Raw genomic sequence first — 15358 nt, 5'->3', positions numbered from 1 at the left:
AGGCTCAACCTCCCTCGACCGCGGCCAGATCGATGACGCCGCCGAGAACCGAGTTGACCAGCGGGCCGCCTACGCCTGCGCCAGCGTAATAGGTCGACATGCGGTCAGCGAGGCCCACGTAGGCACCCGACCGCAGTAACCCGGAGTCGATGGCGCGCCACGCCTGGGCCTGTTTGATCGGGTCAGACTCGGCGCCCGCGAGCGCCATCCGTGCGGTGGTGCCGGAATCGGCATACCGGCCGTAGTCGCGGCCGCGAGTGGACTCCCCGAGGTTGATGGAGCTGTCGAAGAGCGGGGGAAGGACCGCCGCGGCCGACGGGTAGTCGGCCCCCCACTGCCCCCAATAGACGTCCGCCCCCACGCCCTTCTCGACGGTGGCGAAGTAGTCGCCGGTCACCGGGACAAGGGTCACGGCGAAGCCGGCCTCGGCCCAGCGGGGCAGCATCGCGGCGAAGGCGGCGTCAGCTAGGGGGCCCTGGCGATAGGCGAGTTTCACCGCGACGGGCGTGGCGACACCCGCCTCCGCAAGCAACGCTTTGGCCCGTGCCGGATCGCCGGCCGGCGCCGCACCGAGCGGGTCGGACGTATGGGTGCCCGGCACCCCCGGGCCCAGCAGGCTCACCGCAGGCGTCGCGGCTTGAGCGCCGCCGAGGGCCGCGGCATACGCCGTCCGATCCGTGGCCATCGCGAAGGCACGGCGAATGTCGGCCTGCCGCATCACCGCGCTCTCGTGGTCGGGCACGAGATAGTCGACCACTTGGGTCGCGGCCGTCACCGTGCGCACCTGCGGGGCGGTGCTCAAGGTGGTGAACATCGCCGGCGGTGCCGGGTCCCAGGCGATCGATCGCTCTCCGACGGTGGCGGGCGTGAGGACCGCGCGGGCGACGCCGTCCAAGGGAACGTTTTCGCGAATAACAATCCGCGACAAGGGTTTCGGGCGGATCGGGTCGGAGTCGGGAGACCAGCGCGGGTTGGGGACCAGGCTCGCGCCAGGCGTGCCCCAGGTGCCGTCCACGGCATACGGACCGCTGGAGACGATCCCCTCCGCGCCCTGGCGATAGGGGGCGAAGGCGGGCAGGCTCACCATCGCGTTGAAGTCGGCGACGGGTTCGGTGAGCGTGAACGTCACCGTCTTGTCGGCCCGGTCACAGGCAACTGCCTTGGCGTATGCCGCGGCCCCTGCCCGCGCAGAAGCTCCCGTCGCATCGGGGCCGGCGAACGTGCTGGTTCCGTCGGGACGTCGGGGAACAGCGAGGAAGGCCAGTGGGTAGCCGGGACCGACGCTGAGGTCGGGATCGAAGGCGCGGGACACGCCATACGCCACGTCTTTGCAGGTGAGCGGGGTGCCGTCGGACCACCGCAGGCCGTCGCGCAGGGTGAAGGCCCACACCGAGCCGCCCTTGCTGGGCCGGCCCGTGTCTGTCGCGAGGTCACCGGTCAACCGGCCCTGCGCGGCGGCATCGGCGCCCGGCGGATAGGTCGTGAGGGTGCGCATCACTGTCCGTGAGGCGAGCGCGGCGACATCCCGGGTGGCGATGCGCTGCGGGTCCAGGGAGCCGATCTGCCCCGTGGCCAGCAGGGTGAGTGGCGACCCGGAACCCCCGTCGCCCGAGTAGCCGGGCGTCGCATTCCCGGCGCCGGGTGATCCGGATGCGCTGGTGCCGGCGCTGCCGCCGGAGCCCGGCTTCGCGACGGATGACGTCCCCGATCCCGCATCGCCCTCACACCCGCTGACCCCGGCCACGACGAGCCCTGCCACAACGACATTGGCCAGGAGCAGGGTGCGGCGGGCACGCGGCATACGGAATCGGGTCATGGGTCGTCGCTCTGGCTTGGCGTCTCCGGGCGGCGTGGCCGGGCGGCGGCTCAGGAGTTGCGCGCCCGGGCGGCGGCGCGCGCCCGGAGCGTCTGGTCGAGCTCGACCTTGCGGATGCGGATGGCTTCGGGGGTGACCTCGACGCACTCGTCCTCGCGGCAAAACTCCAGGGACTGCTCCAAGGAGAGCCGGCGCGGCGGGATCAGCCGCTCAAGCACGTCGGCCGTCGAGGACCGGACGTTGGTGAGCTTCTTCTCCTTCGTGATGTTGACGTCCATGTCGTCGGCGCGCGAGTTCTCGCCGACGATCATGCCTTCGTAGACATCGGTGGTCGGCTCCACCAGCAGCGTGCCGCGCTCCTGGAGGTTGAACATCGCGTAGGACGTGGCCACGCCCGAGCGGTCCGCGACCAGCGAGCCGGTCATCCGGGTGAGGATCGTGCCGGCCCAGGGCTCGTAACCGTGGAAGACGTGGTGCGCGATGCCCGTGCCCTTGGTCTCGGTGAGGAACTCGGTGCGGAACCCGATCAGGCCGCGCGAGGGGACATAGAACTCCATCCGCACCCAGCCCGTGCCGTGGTTAGTCATCTGGCTCATCCGGCCCTTGCGCTGGGCGAGGACCTGGGTGATCGTGCCGAGGAACTCTTCCGGCGCGTCGATGGTCAGGTGCTCGACCGGCTCGTGGAGCTTGCCGTCGACCTCGCGCGTGACGACCTGCGGCTTGCCGACGGTCAGCTCATAGCCTTCGCGGCGCATTTGCTCGACGAGGATGGCGAGTGCCAACTCGCCACGACCCTGGACCTCCCAGGCGTCGGGGCGCTCGGTGGGCAGGACGCGCAGCGAGACGTTGCCGACGAGCTCGCGGTCGAGTCGCTCCTTGACGAGGCGAGCGGTGACCTTGGCGCCCCGCACCCGCCCGGCCATCGGGGAGGTGTTGGTGCCGATCAGCATCGAGATGGCGGGCTCGTCCACGGTGATCAGCGGCAGGGGGCGGGGGTTGTCCAGGTCGGCGAGGGTCTCGCCGATCATGATGTCGGGGATGCCGGCGATGGCGATGATGTCGCCGGGACCGGCGGACTCCACCGGCTTGCGCTCCAGCGCCTCCGTCATCAGCAACTCGGTGATCTTGACCTGCTTGATCGAGCCGTCGCCGCGGCACCAGGCCACCTGCTGGCCCTTGCGGATCTGGCCGTTGTGGACGCGCAGCAGCGCGAGCCGTCCGAGGAAGTTGGAGGCGTCGAGGTTGGTGACGTGTGCCTGCAGGGGCGCCTCATCGTCATACGTCGGCGCGGGAATCGTCTCGAAGATGGTCTTGAAGAGCGCTTCAAGGTCGTCGGCGTCGGGCAGTGCGCCGTCCTCGGGGCGGGTCAGGGAGGCTCGCCCGGCCTTCGCCGAGGCATAGACGATCGGGAAGTCAAGGACTGCCTCGGCGTTGTCGCCGTCCTCCATCAGGTCCATGAAGAGTTCGTAGACCTCGTCGACGACCTCCGCGATCCGCGCATCCGGCCGGTCGACCTTGTTGATGCACAGCACCACGGGCATGTGCGCGGCCAGCGCCTTGCGCAGCACGAACCGGGTCTGCGGGAGCGGGCCTTCGGAGGCATCCACCAGGAGCACGACCCCGTCGACCATGGACAGACCGCGCTCGACCTCGCCGCCGAAATCGGCGTGACCGGGGGTGTCGATGATGTTGATGGTGAGGCCATCGGGATGGCCGGCGTCGGCCGCGGCCTTGCCGGCGTAGCGGACCGCGGTGTTCTTGGCGAGAATGGTGATGCCCTTCTCGCGCTCAAGGTCGCCGGAGTCCATGGCGCGCTCATCCACGTGCTGGTGGGCGCCGAAGGCACCCGCCTGCCAGAGCATCTTGTCGACGAGGGTGGTCTTGCCGTGGTCGACGTGGGCGACGATGGCGACATTGCGGATATCGCTGCGGGACTGCATGGGCATTAGCCGATTCTCTCAGGCAAAACCACTCCCGCCGAATTGCCCATGGGCGGTGCGGTCGGCGCCTCACGCGTGGCATGGCCCGGTCACGCCTAGATTGAGTCCCATGTCACCCCCGCGTCTGCTGCTGGCCTCGGCCTCCCCTGCTCGCCGGCTGCTCCTGCAGCAGGTCGGCATCGCGGCGTCCGTGCTGCCGAGCGAGGTCGACGAGGCGGCCCTGCTCACCGACCTTGCCGAGCGGTATGGCGCGTTGGAACCCGCCGATCTCGTGCTCTCGTTGGCCCGGGCGAAGGCGGAGGATGTGGCCCACGACACCGACTCCCTTGTGCTCGGCTGCGATTCCATGCTGGAACTCGACGGCGAGGTGCACGGGAAGCCGGCCGATGCCGCCGAGGCGATCGAGCGCTGGCAGCGGATGCGCGGGAAGTCGGGAATCCTGCATACGGGTCACTGGCTGATTGACGACCGGGACGCGGGTAGCGGCGGCTTGGTCGGGGCGACCGCGTCCACCGTCGTGCATTTCGCCGACCTGAGCGACGCCGAGATCGAGGCGTATGTCGCGACCGGCGAGCCCCTGCGGGTTGCCGGGGCGTTCACCGTCGACGGCCTCGGCGGCGCCTTCGTCACCGGGATCGAGGGCGATCACCACAATGTGGTCGGACTCTCGTTGCCGCTCCTGCGTGACTTGCTGCGCGACGTCGGCGTCGCCTGGTTCGACGTGGTCGACTAGCTCAGACGGGCGGAATGTCTCGGCGCTTGGTGGCGAAGTGGCGGTCGCGGCGGGCGGCATACGACAGGCGGGCGATGATCTCGTCGCGCAGGAAATCCGGCTCGATGACCTGGTCCAGAACCAGGTCGGCGGCCAGCCGCTCGATGTCGACATCTTCTTCGTATGCCGCGCGTCGCTCAGCGACATAGGCGGCACGCTCGTCGGGGTCGCCGATCTCGGCAATCTTGTTGGCGTAGACCGCATTCACCGCGGCTTCCGGGCCCATCACGGCGATCCGCGCGGTCGGCAGGGCGATGGTCGCGTCGGGGGCGAACCCGGGCCCGCCCATGGCGTAGAGCCCCGCGCCATACGCCTTGCGCACCACGACACAGATCTGCGGGACGGTCGCGGACGCCACCGCCGAGACCATCTTGGCCCCGTGCCGGATGATGCCGCCGCGCTCGACCTCGGAGCCGATCATGAATCCCGGGACATCGGCGAGATAGACGAGCGGGACCGAGTAGGCATCGCAGAGCCAGATGAATCGACGGCACCCGCCTTGTCGGCGCTAGCATCGGTGGACAGCACCCCGCCTCTTGGACGGCGGAATTGTTGGCCAGGATGCCGACGGTCTCACCATTCATCCGCCCGAAGCCGACGACGAGTTCGGCCGCGAAGAGCGGCTTGATCTCGAAGAACGAATCGTCGTCGACGAGTCCGTCGATGACCTCGTGGACGTCGAAGGGTTGCGACTCCTTCTCCGGAATCGATTGTGGCGTCAGGGGATTCGCCGGCGGCTCGGGGGCATAGGTCGGCGCGGGCGCGTTCCAGTTGAGCGGGAGGTAGGAGAAGTAGAGCCGGGCCAGCTCGATCGCCTCGGTGTCGTCGTGTGCGAGCAGATCCCCGACGCCGGAGACCGTGCAGTGCATCCGCGCTCCGCCCATCTCCTCCAGAGTGACCTTCTCCCCCACGACCATTTCGGCCATGCGGGGGCTGCCGAGATACATCGACGCATTGCCCTCGACCATGATGATCAGATCGCAGAAGCTGGGGATATAGGCGCCGCCCGCGGCGCTAGGGCCGAAGAGGCAGCAGATCTGCGGCACCTTGCCCGACAGCGCCACCTGGTTGTGGAAGATCCGGCCCGCGCCGCGGCGGCCGGGGAACATCTCGACCTGGTCGGTGATCCGGGCACCGGCGCTGTCGACGAACCAGAAGACCGGAAGCTCTTCGCGCAGAGCCATTTCCGTTGCCCGCACGATCTTCTCGACGGTCCGCGCGCCCCAAGAGCCGGCTTTGACGGTCGGGTCGTTGGCGATGACGATGACCGGCCGGCCGTCCACGCGGCCTCGTCCGGTGACCACGCCGTCGGCCGGCAAGTCCCAGGCCCGCGCATTGGCATAGCGGCCGTCCTCGACGAAGCTGCCCTCGTCGACGAGCAGCGCGATGCGGTCGCGGACATACAACTTGTTCTGCTTGGCCAGCTTGGCCGCAGCCGCCTCGCTGGGACGCTCGGACGCGGCATACGCCGCGGCGAGGCGGGCCCGCAGGTCGGCGACATCGCTCACGACGACAACCCTAGGCGGCGGGCAATCACCATGCGCTGGACCTCGGAGGTCCCCTCGCCGATCTCCAGGATCTTTGCGTCCCGATAGAAGCGGGCCACGGGGTACTCCTCCATGAACCCATTCCCGCCAAAGATCTGGGTCGCGATCCGGGTGGCCGTGACGGCCGCCTCGGAGGTGTAGAGCTTGGCGATCGCGGCGGCCTGCTTCACCTCGGCGACGCTGCGCTTGCCGATCTCCTGCTGGTCCTTCAGCCAGGCTGCCTTGTAGGTGAGCAGTCGCGCGGTCTCCTCCATCACCGCGAGGTCAGCGACCTTGAAGGAGACGCCCTGGTTGGCTCCGATGGGCCGCCCGAAGGCGACGCGTTCTTGGGCGTATGCCGCGGCCTCCTCCCGCATCCGCACCAAGAGTCCGAGGGCGAGGGCGCTGATGGCAATACGCCCGTCATCGAGGGTCTTGAGGAACTGCTTGAATCCATGCCCACGGTCCCCGAGGAGGCTGTCCTGCGGCACGCGAACGCCGGTGAAGTTCAGGCCGTGCGTGTCGGAGATATTCCAGCCGAGCTTGTCGTATGCCGGTGCCACCTCGAATCCCGCTGTGCCAGGGGGGATCATGATGGCCGAGATCTCGGGCCGCCCATCCGCGCCGGCCCCGGTGCGCGCGGTGACGGTGACGACAGAGGTGATGTCCGTGCCGGAGTTGGTGATGAACGCCTTGGCGCCGTCGACCACCCAGTCGGCGCCGTCGAGGGTCGCCTTGGTCCGGGTTGCCGCGGCGTCGGAGCCGGCATCCGGTTCGGTCAGGCCGAAGGCGGCCAGCGCCCGGCCGGAGACCAGGTCGGGGAGCCAACGTTCCTTCTGGGCTGCACTGCCATACGTGAGGATGGGGTTGATGCCCAGGCCGACCCCGGCCGACAAGGTGATGCCGATCGACTGGTCGATGCGGCCGAGTTCCTCGATGGCGACGCAGAGCGCCGTGAACGGGCCGCCCTCCGGATCGGCGCTGCCGCCAAACTCCTCCGGCACCACGAGACCGAAGAGTCCGAGGTCGCCCATCTTCGGCACCAGGTCGGTCGGGAAGTGGTGGTTGCGGTCCCACTGCGCGACGTGGGGTGCGATCTCGCGTTCGGCAAAGTCGCGCACCATCGCGCGAAAGTCCTCGTGATCCTGGCTCAGTTCGAACATGCGCGGCGACACTCCCCATTGCTGACATCATTGGTGCTTGACGTTTACGTTAACGTAAAGCAGGATACTGGCCCATGGCAAGCCGGACGGTGCTCGAACGCGAGCAGACGTGGACCATCGCGCAGATCGCCGAGGAGTTTGCGATCACCCATCGCGCGGTGCGCCATTACGAAGAGTTGGGCCTGATTTCCCCCGAGCGGCGCGGCACCATTCGCGTCTATCACCGACGCGATCGCACCCGCCTCGCCCTCATCCTGCGCGGCAAACGCCTCGGCTTCCCCTTGGAGGAGATCCGCACGATCATCGATCTGTATGACGCCCCCCGCGGCCGCCGGAGTCAGCTGGAATACGTCCTGGCGCAGATCGACGAACGCCGCGCCGACCTGGAGGCCCGCCGCCGCGATCTCGACGAGGCGCTGGCCGAGCTGGACACGTTTGAGGCGCGTTGTCGCGCTGACTTGAAGGCATAGCTGAGACACGAGCTGGAAAGGCAAAGCTGATACACGAGCCGGCGGGCTCAGCGGGCGCGGTCAGGCGACCCTGGGGCGCCGTCGCGCGTCGTAGCTTCCCGGCGCCAGATCCCACACAACCCGAGGTGGACCAGTCGCCCCTGTCGCATCCGGCGGACGGGCAATGCCCGGCGCATCGGGCGGGTCCGCACGTGCCGTGGTGACCCAGCCGGCCAAGCGTCGACTGTGCACGATGTGATGGTGATAACTGCAGAGCAGTGCCGCGTTGGCGAGGTCGGTCGGCCCGCCATCGGCCCAGTGGACGAGGTGATGCGCATCGGACCAGCCTGCTGGGCGGGCGCAGTGCGGGAAGGTGCAGCCGCCGTCCCGCAGGTGCAGGGCCCGAATCTGGTGGCGAGTGAAGAGACGCTTGCTGCGCCCGATCACGATCGGAATGTCGTTGTCATCCAACAAGATCGGTGCGAGCTCGGCTCCGCAGCTCAACTCCCGGGCGGCCGCGATGGACAGGAACCGACCCCCATCGATCGTCCCGATCGTGGTCGCACAGCCAGCACCATCGCGCAGGTCGGCGGCCTTCACCAGGAGGGAGACCTGGGTGGCCGCCCTGAGCGGGACCGCGTCGGCGGCCCGCACGGCCCGCTGAACTAGTTCGATCAGGGCATCGGCACGCCGCGTCGCCCACGAGCGCGCATCCGCCTCGCCGTCGGGCCCGGGTTGCGGCTCGGTCAGCGGGTCGAGCGCGGCTTCCAGGATGGCCACGGCCTCCGGGTGCAGCGTCAGCCGGTAGTCGGTCAACCCGTCAATCGGGCCCACCCGACCACCATTTAGGGCGGAACCGGTCCGGGCCTTCTCCTCGTCTCGGGACAGCTCTTCCGCCGAACCGAACCGAGCATGCATGGCCGGTCGCAGGCGGCGAACCTCACCTGGGTCGCCTCCGGCGGCGAGCGCGGCATACGCCTCCCACACCGCAGACACGCACTCCGGACGCAGGTGCTTCACCAGCCGAGCCATTTCGGCAATCGCCGTCGCGCCACACGCCACCGGCACCTGCGCATCCAGGATCGCTTCGCCGAGGGCCTCGCCGTCCTGACCGAGCGACAACACGCCCGCGGACCGGGTCACCGTGGCCGGCGACACCGCCTCGGCCAGCTTCACCAAACGGCCCGCCTCCGGGCCGGCCTGATAGCGCCGTGACGTGGCGGCGACCCACGCAGCGGCAGGCAACGGCACGGCCGCGTCACCCGGAACACCGCGCGTCACCGCCTCAGCGACGACAGCAACTTCGGCAGCGTCAACCACCAACGCCAGCTCGCCAAGCTCCGCGAGCAGCTCAGTCACAAGATCCGACTGCGCGATCGTGACTACTTCGCGCACATCCGCCAGGGCTTCGCGGCACTCCCGCACCGCGTCGAGCACTTGCTCCAGCCCGGATTCGGGGCCTGGAGCGAATCGCTCGATCGGGTGCACTGCCATACTTGATAATACACCCGTTCGATTCTAACCGCAAGCCTCGCGACGCCGATTCCGGCGACAACCGCCCTTCACTTCTAGCGCCAACCCACCTTCGCTTCCGGTGTCAACGGCCGTACACGAGCGTGTAGCCGCCGTCATGGCGAAGGAGGTGCTGCCGAACCAGTCCGGCTTGGGCAGACCGAGTTGGCCGAGGTAGTAGTTCACGACGCCGACGCGGGGGTTGAGCATGTACCCGAAGAGCAACCCCACCACGATCTCCGGCAGCATGACCGGCAGGAGACACAGGGTGCGGATCAGGCCGGCCCCGGGGACGTCCCGGACGCGATAGAACACCTTGGCAACGAGGTAGCCAAGGATCAGTTGGATCGGCAGGACCACCACGAGTAGCAAGAAGGTGCGCCCGAAGGTCTGCAGCATCGGGCCGGAGGTGAGGATCGTCGAATAGTTCTTGAGCCCGACGAAATGCAGTTCCGTGGACGTGCGAGTAGCGAGCCGCGAAGCCACCATTGCTCATGAAGAACGCGTTGACCGCCGGGCTGGAGAACCACTGAGTGAAGTCCCAGGCCATGTCCTTCTCGGTGGAGAAGGAGTTGATGCCCATCATCCAGCCACCGACCGGGGTGTTGAGCTTCACGCCGTCAGCGACGGGCACCGTCGACACCTCGTACTTGCCGGCGACGGCGGACTGAGCCGGGTCATCCAGCGGCGGGATGTCGTAGTTCCAGGGGCCGATCATGGCCGCCTGGCCCGTGCCGAAGGCCGAATAGCGTTCCTGCCAGGCGATATTCGTCGCACCGGAGGGCTCGCAGTTGATGAGGTCCTTGAACATCTGGACCGCTTTCTTGCTCTCGGCCGAGCTGGACATCCCCGAGCAAACCATCGGCGCGAGCTATGGCGACGCCCTGCTCGGCGCGATCGGCACGGGACTGGTGCCACCGGACACCGACTGGACGCGGATCGCGACGACGATCGAGCCCGACGTCCGGACCCGCGAGCTGTATGACGCGCTCTATGCCGACTACCTCGCCCTCTATCCGGCGACCCGCGATCAGATGCACCGCCTGGCCCGGATGCAGGAGGCGGCCCTCGCGGACTAGCGGGCGCGCGCCAACGTTCCCACATCGTTCCCAACGTGCAAACTTGGCGTCATGGGATCTCACGCAACGGCCACTTTCCTCAGCTGGGCAGGCAAAGATCGTCGACTGAAGGCGAGCCTGCTCGACCGACTCGAGCCGCACCTGAAGACGCTGCCGGGTGTGAAATTCACCTGGTGGGAGATGAGCCACATTCAGATCGGGGAAGCGTGGCGCCGCGACATCCTGGCGCGGATCGACGAGTCAGATGCCATCTTGCAGTTGCTGTCGCCGAACTTCTTCGCCAGCGACTTCATAGTCCAGGAAGAGATCCCCGCCTGCATCGGGCCCGAGGCGCCGAAGCGCGCCCTGCCGGTTGGCCTCAAGCCCTTCCCCCTCGATCCGAAACGTCGACTCTTGCAGGGAGTGAACGAGCATCAGATCTTTCGACTCGGCGACAAGTTCTACTCCGAGTGCAGCGCGACCGAGAAGGACCGATTCGCCCTGGAGTTGGCCAACGCCATCCAGGATTCCCTGACTGGGAAATCCCCCTGGCGGAAGCTGTGAGCGGCCCTCGACTGGACGCGGTGAGTGCGAGGGCGGCGGCAGATTTCGTTGCCCCGGAGTTAGGTCGCACTCCCCGGGAGCGCTTGCGCGCAGTCCTCGACAACCTCGATTCCGAGGGATTCATCTCGATGGCGAAGGTCCTCGACCTGACGGCCACCGGCGAATCCGACGTCGCTCGCCTGACCAGCTTGCGGAAGTTGCGACGTGAGGTGGCCAAGGCTGCGGAGACAGCAGGCCAATCATTTGACTTCGTAGTCGACAGCGACAAGCGAGCCGATCCGGCCGATCGCCGTTGCTGGTTCACGGGCGAGTCTCCCACCCGGCGGCAACTGGCCGACCTGTCCCGCGCCGAGGCCCGCGGTGACGCCCGCGAGCGGACTATTCCACCTGAGATGGCTCAGGTGGTGCCGGCCCCGGCGGTACGGGTCTATGTCTCGTATCAAGCGTCGAGTGAGCGGGACCGCAAGTCTGCGGAGGACTTCATCGACCGGCTGGCAAGTGCCCTGAAGTCGGTGGAGAGGGTGATCGAGATCAGCTCAACGGGAGCCCGCGGAATGGGTAGCCGAAACCCAGCCTCCGCCCCGTGGGGGCGTCAAGACCTGGTCGTGATCCTTGCGTCGGCGGACTATCTGGCCGACCCGCCCGAACCCATCAGTGAGCTCTGCTTGTGTCGTTATCACCTGCAGGTGCTTCGTCCCTTCTCGCCCGGCGCGTCTGCCGACGGTCTCGATCTTCAGACAGCCCACGGAGCCGACCGCCCCTATGCGGCAGCCAATTCCACGACGAGAGACCGGATCATCGGCGACACCGTCGCGGCCCTGCGCCGCATGGCTTCGGCGCCTTGCGGCCACGCGGGGAGTCCGCCCGCCGCGCGCCTGAGTCAATTGGACGTTGTCGCCCAGTACGCCCGGCGCTCGACCCTGACAAGTCACCGGACAGAGGTGGCCGACGAGAAGGTGCCGCCAGAGTTCGCGGCGATTGCGCTGGAAGACAATGCGCTGCGCGATAGGTCGTCAGCAACGGCGCCAACGACGGGAGCAGACGGCACCGAACGCCTTGACGCCGTGGGTCGACTCATCGAGTGGACGATCGATGCTGAGGCACCGCCGATGTGCGTGATTCTCGGCGATCTCGGCATGGGCAAGACGACGACGACAAAGCTCTTCACGCAGGCCCTGCTAGCAAAACACGATGCGGATGCCCTGGCGCCGCTGCCGGTGCTTTTCGACTTCCGGGACTTCGACGTCAGCGCGCTGGGGCCGGCGCCCAATCTGGAGCGGATTCTTGACCTCCTCGTCGACTCCACCGATAGCCTGGGTGCCAAACCCACCGGCAGGCAGATTCTTGAAACGGTGCAGCGGGGTGGGTGTGTCCTCGTCTTCGACGGTCTCGACGAGGTGCTCGTCAAGATGGACCGCGCCCAAGGGAATCGCTTCACCAGCCTCCTCTGGCGAGCCATCACTCCGCTGCCGGGTGCCGAGCCGCGCACGGATGTGCTATTGCCAAAGCTGGTCCTCACCTGTCGCACCCACTACTTCAGGGATCTGCGCGATCAACTCGGTTATTTCACGGGGCGTAGCCGAGAGGGCATCCGGGCGCAGGACTATGTCGCTTTCGCGATGCTGCCCTTCTCCGAGGATCAGATCCGCCGATACCTCGCCGCCAATCTCCCGGGCGCCGATGTCAATCGCCTAATGGACACCATCGCCGCGGTGCACAACTTGCGAGACCTCGCCCAGCGGCCGCTCCTGCTGCGCCTGCTGAGTGGTCAGTTGGCAGAGGTGGAGGCGGCCATCGCCGCCGGTCGAGCCGTCACGGCCCTCGATCTCTATGACGGGTTCGTCTGGCAATGGCTGGACCGGGATGATGGCAAGCACACACTGCTCCCCGATCACAAGAAGATCCTGATGGAGCGGCTGGCGGGGGCAATGTGGGCATCCGGCGAGTCGCGCTGGCCGGCGCCGAAGATCGAAGGCTGGTTGTTGCGCGAGATGGCTTCGGAACCCGAGTGGCAGCTGGCCTACTCCACCCGGCTGCCCGACCTGTGGAAGGAAGACCTCCGAACGGCAACCTTCATCGTCCGTGGGGAAGATGACGGCTTCGGTTTTGCGCATACCTCCATCCGCGAGTACTTCCTCGCGAGGCACTTAATACGCAGCCTGGCTCTGGGCTTGGAGGCGACCACGGCCGCCTGGGCCACGCCACGACCGAGCCGAGAAACCTTCGATTTCATCGGGCAGCTTCTGCAACGTGCGGACGACCGCGACTCCTTGATCGATACCCTTGGGATCCTGGCTGGGCGCGCCGACACGGCCGCAGAGAACGCATTTTGGTATGCCGTGACCGTCGGCACACGCTACCCCCGGCACCACCTTGGCAGAACGCGACTCGCGGGGGTATCCCTTGGCGGCCTGGCCCTGTCCCCAGGCGACTTCCCCGAGGGCCTCAGCCGGGCCGACCTCAGCGGCTGCTCGCTGCGGGACGCCGAGTTCACCGGCCTCAACCTGCGTACGGCCAGCTTGCGAGGGGCCGATCTGACTCGGGCCGTCTTCGACAGGTGCGATGTCACCGGCCTCGACCTGCAGGCCACCACGCTCGTCGGCGCCGTCTTCCGGCACTGCCAAGGTCGGCCAGGGAGCGTTGACGACGCGCATGCTCAGCGCACCCAGGTCATCTCGGCCCGGGGCGCGGACGCACTTCCGGCGCTGCGCGGGCTCGTCATCGCTCCCTATTCAGGCAGCCCCGGCCATCGACGCCTCACCGCCTTCACCGGCCACACCAGCGCGGTGTGGGCGGTCGCCTACAGTCCCGACGGCACCCGCCTCGCCACCGCCAGCATCGATGGCAGCACCCGCATCTGGGACCCCGACAGCGGGGAGCCGGTCCGTCTGCGGTGGGAGTTCTATCGGGGCGGCGACTGGACCCTTTGGGACCCCGAAACCGAGGAGCTTCTCGGCGCCACCGATCGCGCCTGGCGATATCTGGGCTGGCAGACACCCGGAACCGCCGAACGCCTTCCGGCGGAGTGGTTCGGACCCCTTCCATCCGCACCGACCTTGGTGGCTTCGGAGACCACCTGAGCACGTCGTCCGGACGTAGTCCGTGCGGCAGGTCGGGGAGCGGCCGTCAGGGGGTGGCGACCTCCGCGACGCCGAGCAGGGCGTTCTCGATCAGCTCCATGGCGGCGGGGTTGATCCACATCTGCGTCGTGGCGACATCGCGCGCGCTCAGGCCGCGGGCGACCGCGTCGATCAACGGCTGAATCAGCGAGGACGCCTGCGGCGCCATGAGCTGGGCCCCGAGCACGACGCCAGTGCCCCGCTCGGCGACGACCGTGCAGACCGAGGTCGTGTCCTCCAGGGCCCAGCCGTATGCCGTGTCCCCCAGCTTCTGGGTGAACGCCACCGCGTCTGCGCCTGTCGCCAGCGCTTGCGGCAGCGTGTCGCCGACGATCGCCAATTGCGGGTCGGAGAAGACAGCGGACGGAATCGCCTTGTCGCGCAGCGGCTTCGGTGCGTCCGGGTGCAGCACATTGTGGCGCACGGTCCGGGCCTGATCATTGGCCAGGTGCTTGAGCTGGTGCACGCTGGAGACATCCCCGAGTGCCCAGACACCGTCGGCGCTGGTCCGCCCGAACTCGTCGACGACGACCCGGCCACTGGCCTGAGCCACCTCGACGCCCGCCTCCTCAAGCCCGATGCCGTCGGTGTTCGGGCGCCGCCCGACCGCGACGAGCAGCAGGTCGGTCACCAGGGCGGTCCCGTCCGCCAGCCCCACGTGGATGCCGTCGCCCCGCTCCGCCACCGAGGTCACCTCGGCGTTCAGGTGCAGGGCCCACCGCTGCCACATGAGTTCGGTGAAGCGCCGGCCGATGTCCTCGCCCACCCCCTTCACGAGGTGCGAACCCCGCGTCACCATGGTGATCTCGACGCCGAGCCCCCAGAACAACTGCGCCATCTCGGTGCCGATCACGCCGCCGCCGAGGACGAGCATCCGCCTCGGCAAGTCCTCGATCCGCATCACGGTGTCGGAGGCGTGGAAGGCCACCCCGCTGTCCCGAACCACTTGTGGCACAAGGGGACTCGCTCCCTGCGCCAGGACGACCTGGGCTGCCGTGATCTCCACATCGCCACCCGGTTCGGCGACGACGAGCCGGCGCGGACCGACGAAGCGGGCGGCACCGACATACGCATCGATGCCGGCGGACCGGGCACCCGCGGGCCCAGAGGCGGCAAAGGGGTCGATCCGGTCGAAGATCCGGTCGCGGATCTCGCGCCAGCGAACCCGATCCACGTGCGCGTCCACCCCGAGGCGCGAGAGGTCCGGCAGGCTGCCCGCGACCTCGGCGACGTGCAGGAACATCTTGGTCGGGATGCAGCCGCGATTGAGGCAGGTCCCGCCATACGGCCCGCAGTCGATGATCGCCGTGCGCAGGTGCGCCAACTCCTCGGACAGAACCGACCGCCCCGACCCCGCGCCGAGCACCACCACGTCATAACTGCGCGCCGTCGTCATCCCGCTCACAGTAGACGGCGCCACGCCACGCCCGCCCGGCACT

General features: G+C 68.1%; 11 protein-coding genes and 2 pseudogenes. 5 read left to right on the top strand and 8 right to left on the bottom strand.

Annotated features, from left to right (window positions below; all coding sequences use genetic code 11):
* Positions 1–4: 4 nt before the first annotated feature.
* Together BN13_RS08325 and typA are read right to left on the bottom strand one after the other, a co-directional pair.
* The gene (locus BN13_RS08325; RefSeq protein WP_084733642.1) at positions 5–1816 is read right to left on the bottom strand and encodes an ABC transporter substrate-binding protein; all 1812 of its coding nucleotides are present in this window, start codon (positions 1814–1816) and stop codon (positions 5–7) included.
* 50 nt (positions 1817–1866) lie between these two features.
* Positions 1867–3762 carry a translational GTPase TypA gene (gene typA / locus BN13_RS08320; protein WP_048545966.1) on the bottom strand — a complete coding sequence of 632 codons (1896 nt, stop codon included), beginning with the start codon at positions 3760–3762 and terminating at the stop codon, positions 1867–1869.
* A gap of 103 nt (positions 3763–3865) precedes the next feature.
* On the opposite strand from typA, the gene BN13_RS08315 reads away from it, so the two are divergent.
* The gene (locus BN13_RS08315) at positions 3866–4489 is read left to right on the top strand and encodes a Maf family protein (RefSeq protein WP_048545965.1); all 624 of its coding nucleotides are present in this window, start codon (positions 3866–3868) and stop codon (positions 4487–4489) included.
* Between the two features lies 1 nt (position 4490).
* On the opposite strand, the pseudogene BN13_RS08310 reads toward BN13_RS08315, so the two are convergent.
* Positions 4491–6036 (bottom strand): annotated as a pseudogene (locus BN13_RS08310) (acyl-CoA carboxylase subunit beta).
* Entirely contained in the window at positions 6033–7217 is a 1185-nt protein-coding gene (locus tag BN13_RS08305; protein ID WP_048545963.1) for an acyl-CoA dehydrogenase family protein, read from the bottom strand. The pseudogene BN13_RS08310 and the gene BN13_RS08305 overlap by 4 nt, the downstream one beginning before the upstream one ends.
* 74 nt (positions 7218–7291) lie before the next feature.
* Between BN13_RS08305 and BN13_RS08300 the strand changes: the two genes are divergently transcribed.
* A complete protein-coding gene (locus BN13_RS08300; RefSeq protein WP_048545961.1) occupies positions 7292–7687 on the top strand; it encodes a MerR family transcriptional regulator in 396 nt (131 codons plus the stop codon).
* A 60-nt stretch (positions 7688–7747) separates the two neighbouring features.
* On the opposite strand, the gene BN13_RS08295 is transcribed toward BN13_RS08300, so the two are convergent.
* The 3 genes and pseudogenes from BN13_RS08295 to BN13_RS20915 all read right to left on the bottom strand — a co-directional run.
* Entirely contained in the window at positions 7748–9160 is a 1413-nt protein-coding gene (locus BN13_RS08295) for an HNH endonuclease signature motif containing protein (protein ID WP_048545960.1), read from the bottom strand.
* Positions 9161–9184: 24 nt separating this feature from the next.
* The gene (locus BN13_RS20235) at positions 9185–9664 is read right to left on the bottom strand and encodes a carbohydrate ABC transporter permease (protein WP_235433988.1); all 480 of its coding nucleotides are present in this window, start codon (positions 9662–9664) and stop codon (positions 9185–9187) included.
* A gap of 58 nt (positions 9665–9722) precedes the next feature.
* Positions 9723–9989 (bottom strand): annotated as a pseudogene (locus tag BN13_RS20915) (hypothetical protein); the annotation flags it as partial.
* On the opposite strand from BN13_RS20915, the gene BN13_RS08285 reads away from it, so the two are divergent.
* The 3 genes from BN13_RS08285 to BN13_RS08275 are packed head-to-tail and all read left to right on the top strand — an operon-like array spanning position 9982 to position 13880.
* Positions 9982–10257 carry a hypothetical protein gene (locus BN13_RS08285; RefSeq protein WP_048545956.1) on the top strand — a complete coding sequence of 92 codons (276 nt, stop codon included), beginning with the start codon at positions 9982–9984 and terminating at the stop codon, positions 10255–10257. The pseudogene BN13_RS20915 and the gene BN13_RS08285 sit on opposite strands and share 8 nt — an antisense overlap.
* A 51-nt stretch (positions 10258–10308) precedes the next feature.
* Positions 10309–10800, top strand: coding sequence for a toll/interleukin-1 receptor domain-containing protein (locus BN13_RS08280; RefSeq protein WP_048545955.1), 492 nt, complete (start codon positions 10309–10311; stop codon positions 10798–10800).
* 20 nt (positions 10801–10820) lie between these two features.
* On the top strand, positions 10821–13880 hold the full coding sequence (locus BN13_RS08275) for an NACHT domain-containing protein (RefSeq protein WP_157038504.1): 3060 nt from the start codon (positions 10821–10823) through the stop codon (positions 13878–13880).
* Positions 13881–13926: 46 nt separating this feature from the next.
* Here BN13_RS08275 and BN13_RS08270 read toward each other — a convergent pair.
* On the bottom strand, positions 13927–15358 hold a 1432-nt coding region (locus BN13_RS08270), incomplete at its 5' end, for a mycothione reductase (protein ID WP_321162901.1).

This window comes from Nostocoides jenkinsii Ben 74 (assembly GCF_001046875.1).
In the GTDB taxonomy this organism is placed as follows: domain Bacteria; phylum Actinomycetota; class Actinomycetes; order Actinomycetales; family Dermatophilaceae; genus Nostocoides_A; species Nostocoides_A jenkinsii.
The sequence above is the reverse complement of the archived record's forward strand: the minus strand, read 5'-3'. Positions and strand labels throughout refer to the sequence as shown.

What these genes read in the sequence shown, in the direction of transcription:
- BN13_RS08300 (WP_048545961.1), top strand. Translation starts at nt 7,292, where the DNA reads ATGGCAAGCCGGACGGTGCTCGAACGCGAGCAGACGTGGACCATCGCG.
- BN13_RS08315 (WP_048545965.1), top strand. Translation starts at nt 3,866, where the DNA reads ATGTCACCCCCGCGTCTGCTGCTGGCCTCGGCCTCCCCTGCTCGCCGG.
- typA (WP_048545966.1), bottom strand. Translation starts at nt 3,762, where the DNA reads ATGCCCATGCAGTCCCGCAGCGATATCCGCAATGTCGCCATCGTCGCC.
- BN13_RS08280 (WP_048545955.1), top strand. Translation starts at nt 10,309, where the DNA reads ATGGGATCTCACGCAACGGCCACTTTCCTCAGCTGGGCAGGCAAAGAT.
- BN13_RS08325 (WP_084733642.1), bottom strand. Translation starts at nt 1,816, where the DNA reads ATGACCCGATTCCGTATGCCGCGTGCCCGCCGCACCCTGCTCCTGGCC.
- BN13_RS08305 (WP_048545963.1), bottom strand. Translation starts at nt 7,217, where the DNA reads ATGTTCGAACTGAGCCAGGATCACGAGGACTTTCGCGCGATGGTGCGC.
- BN13_RS08295 (WP_048545960.1), bottom strand. Translation starts at nt 9,160, where the DNA reads ATGGCAGTGCACCCGATCGAGCGATTCGCTCCAGGCCCCGAATCCGGG.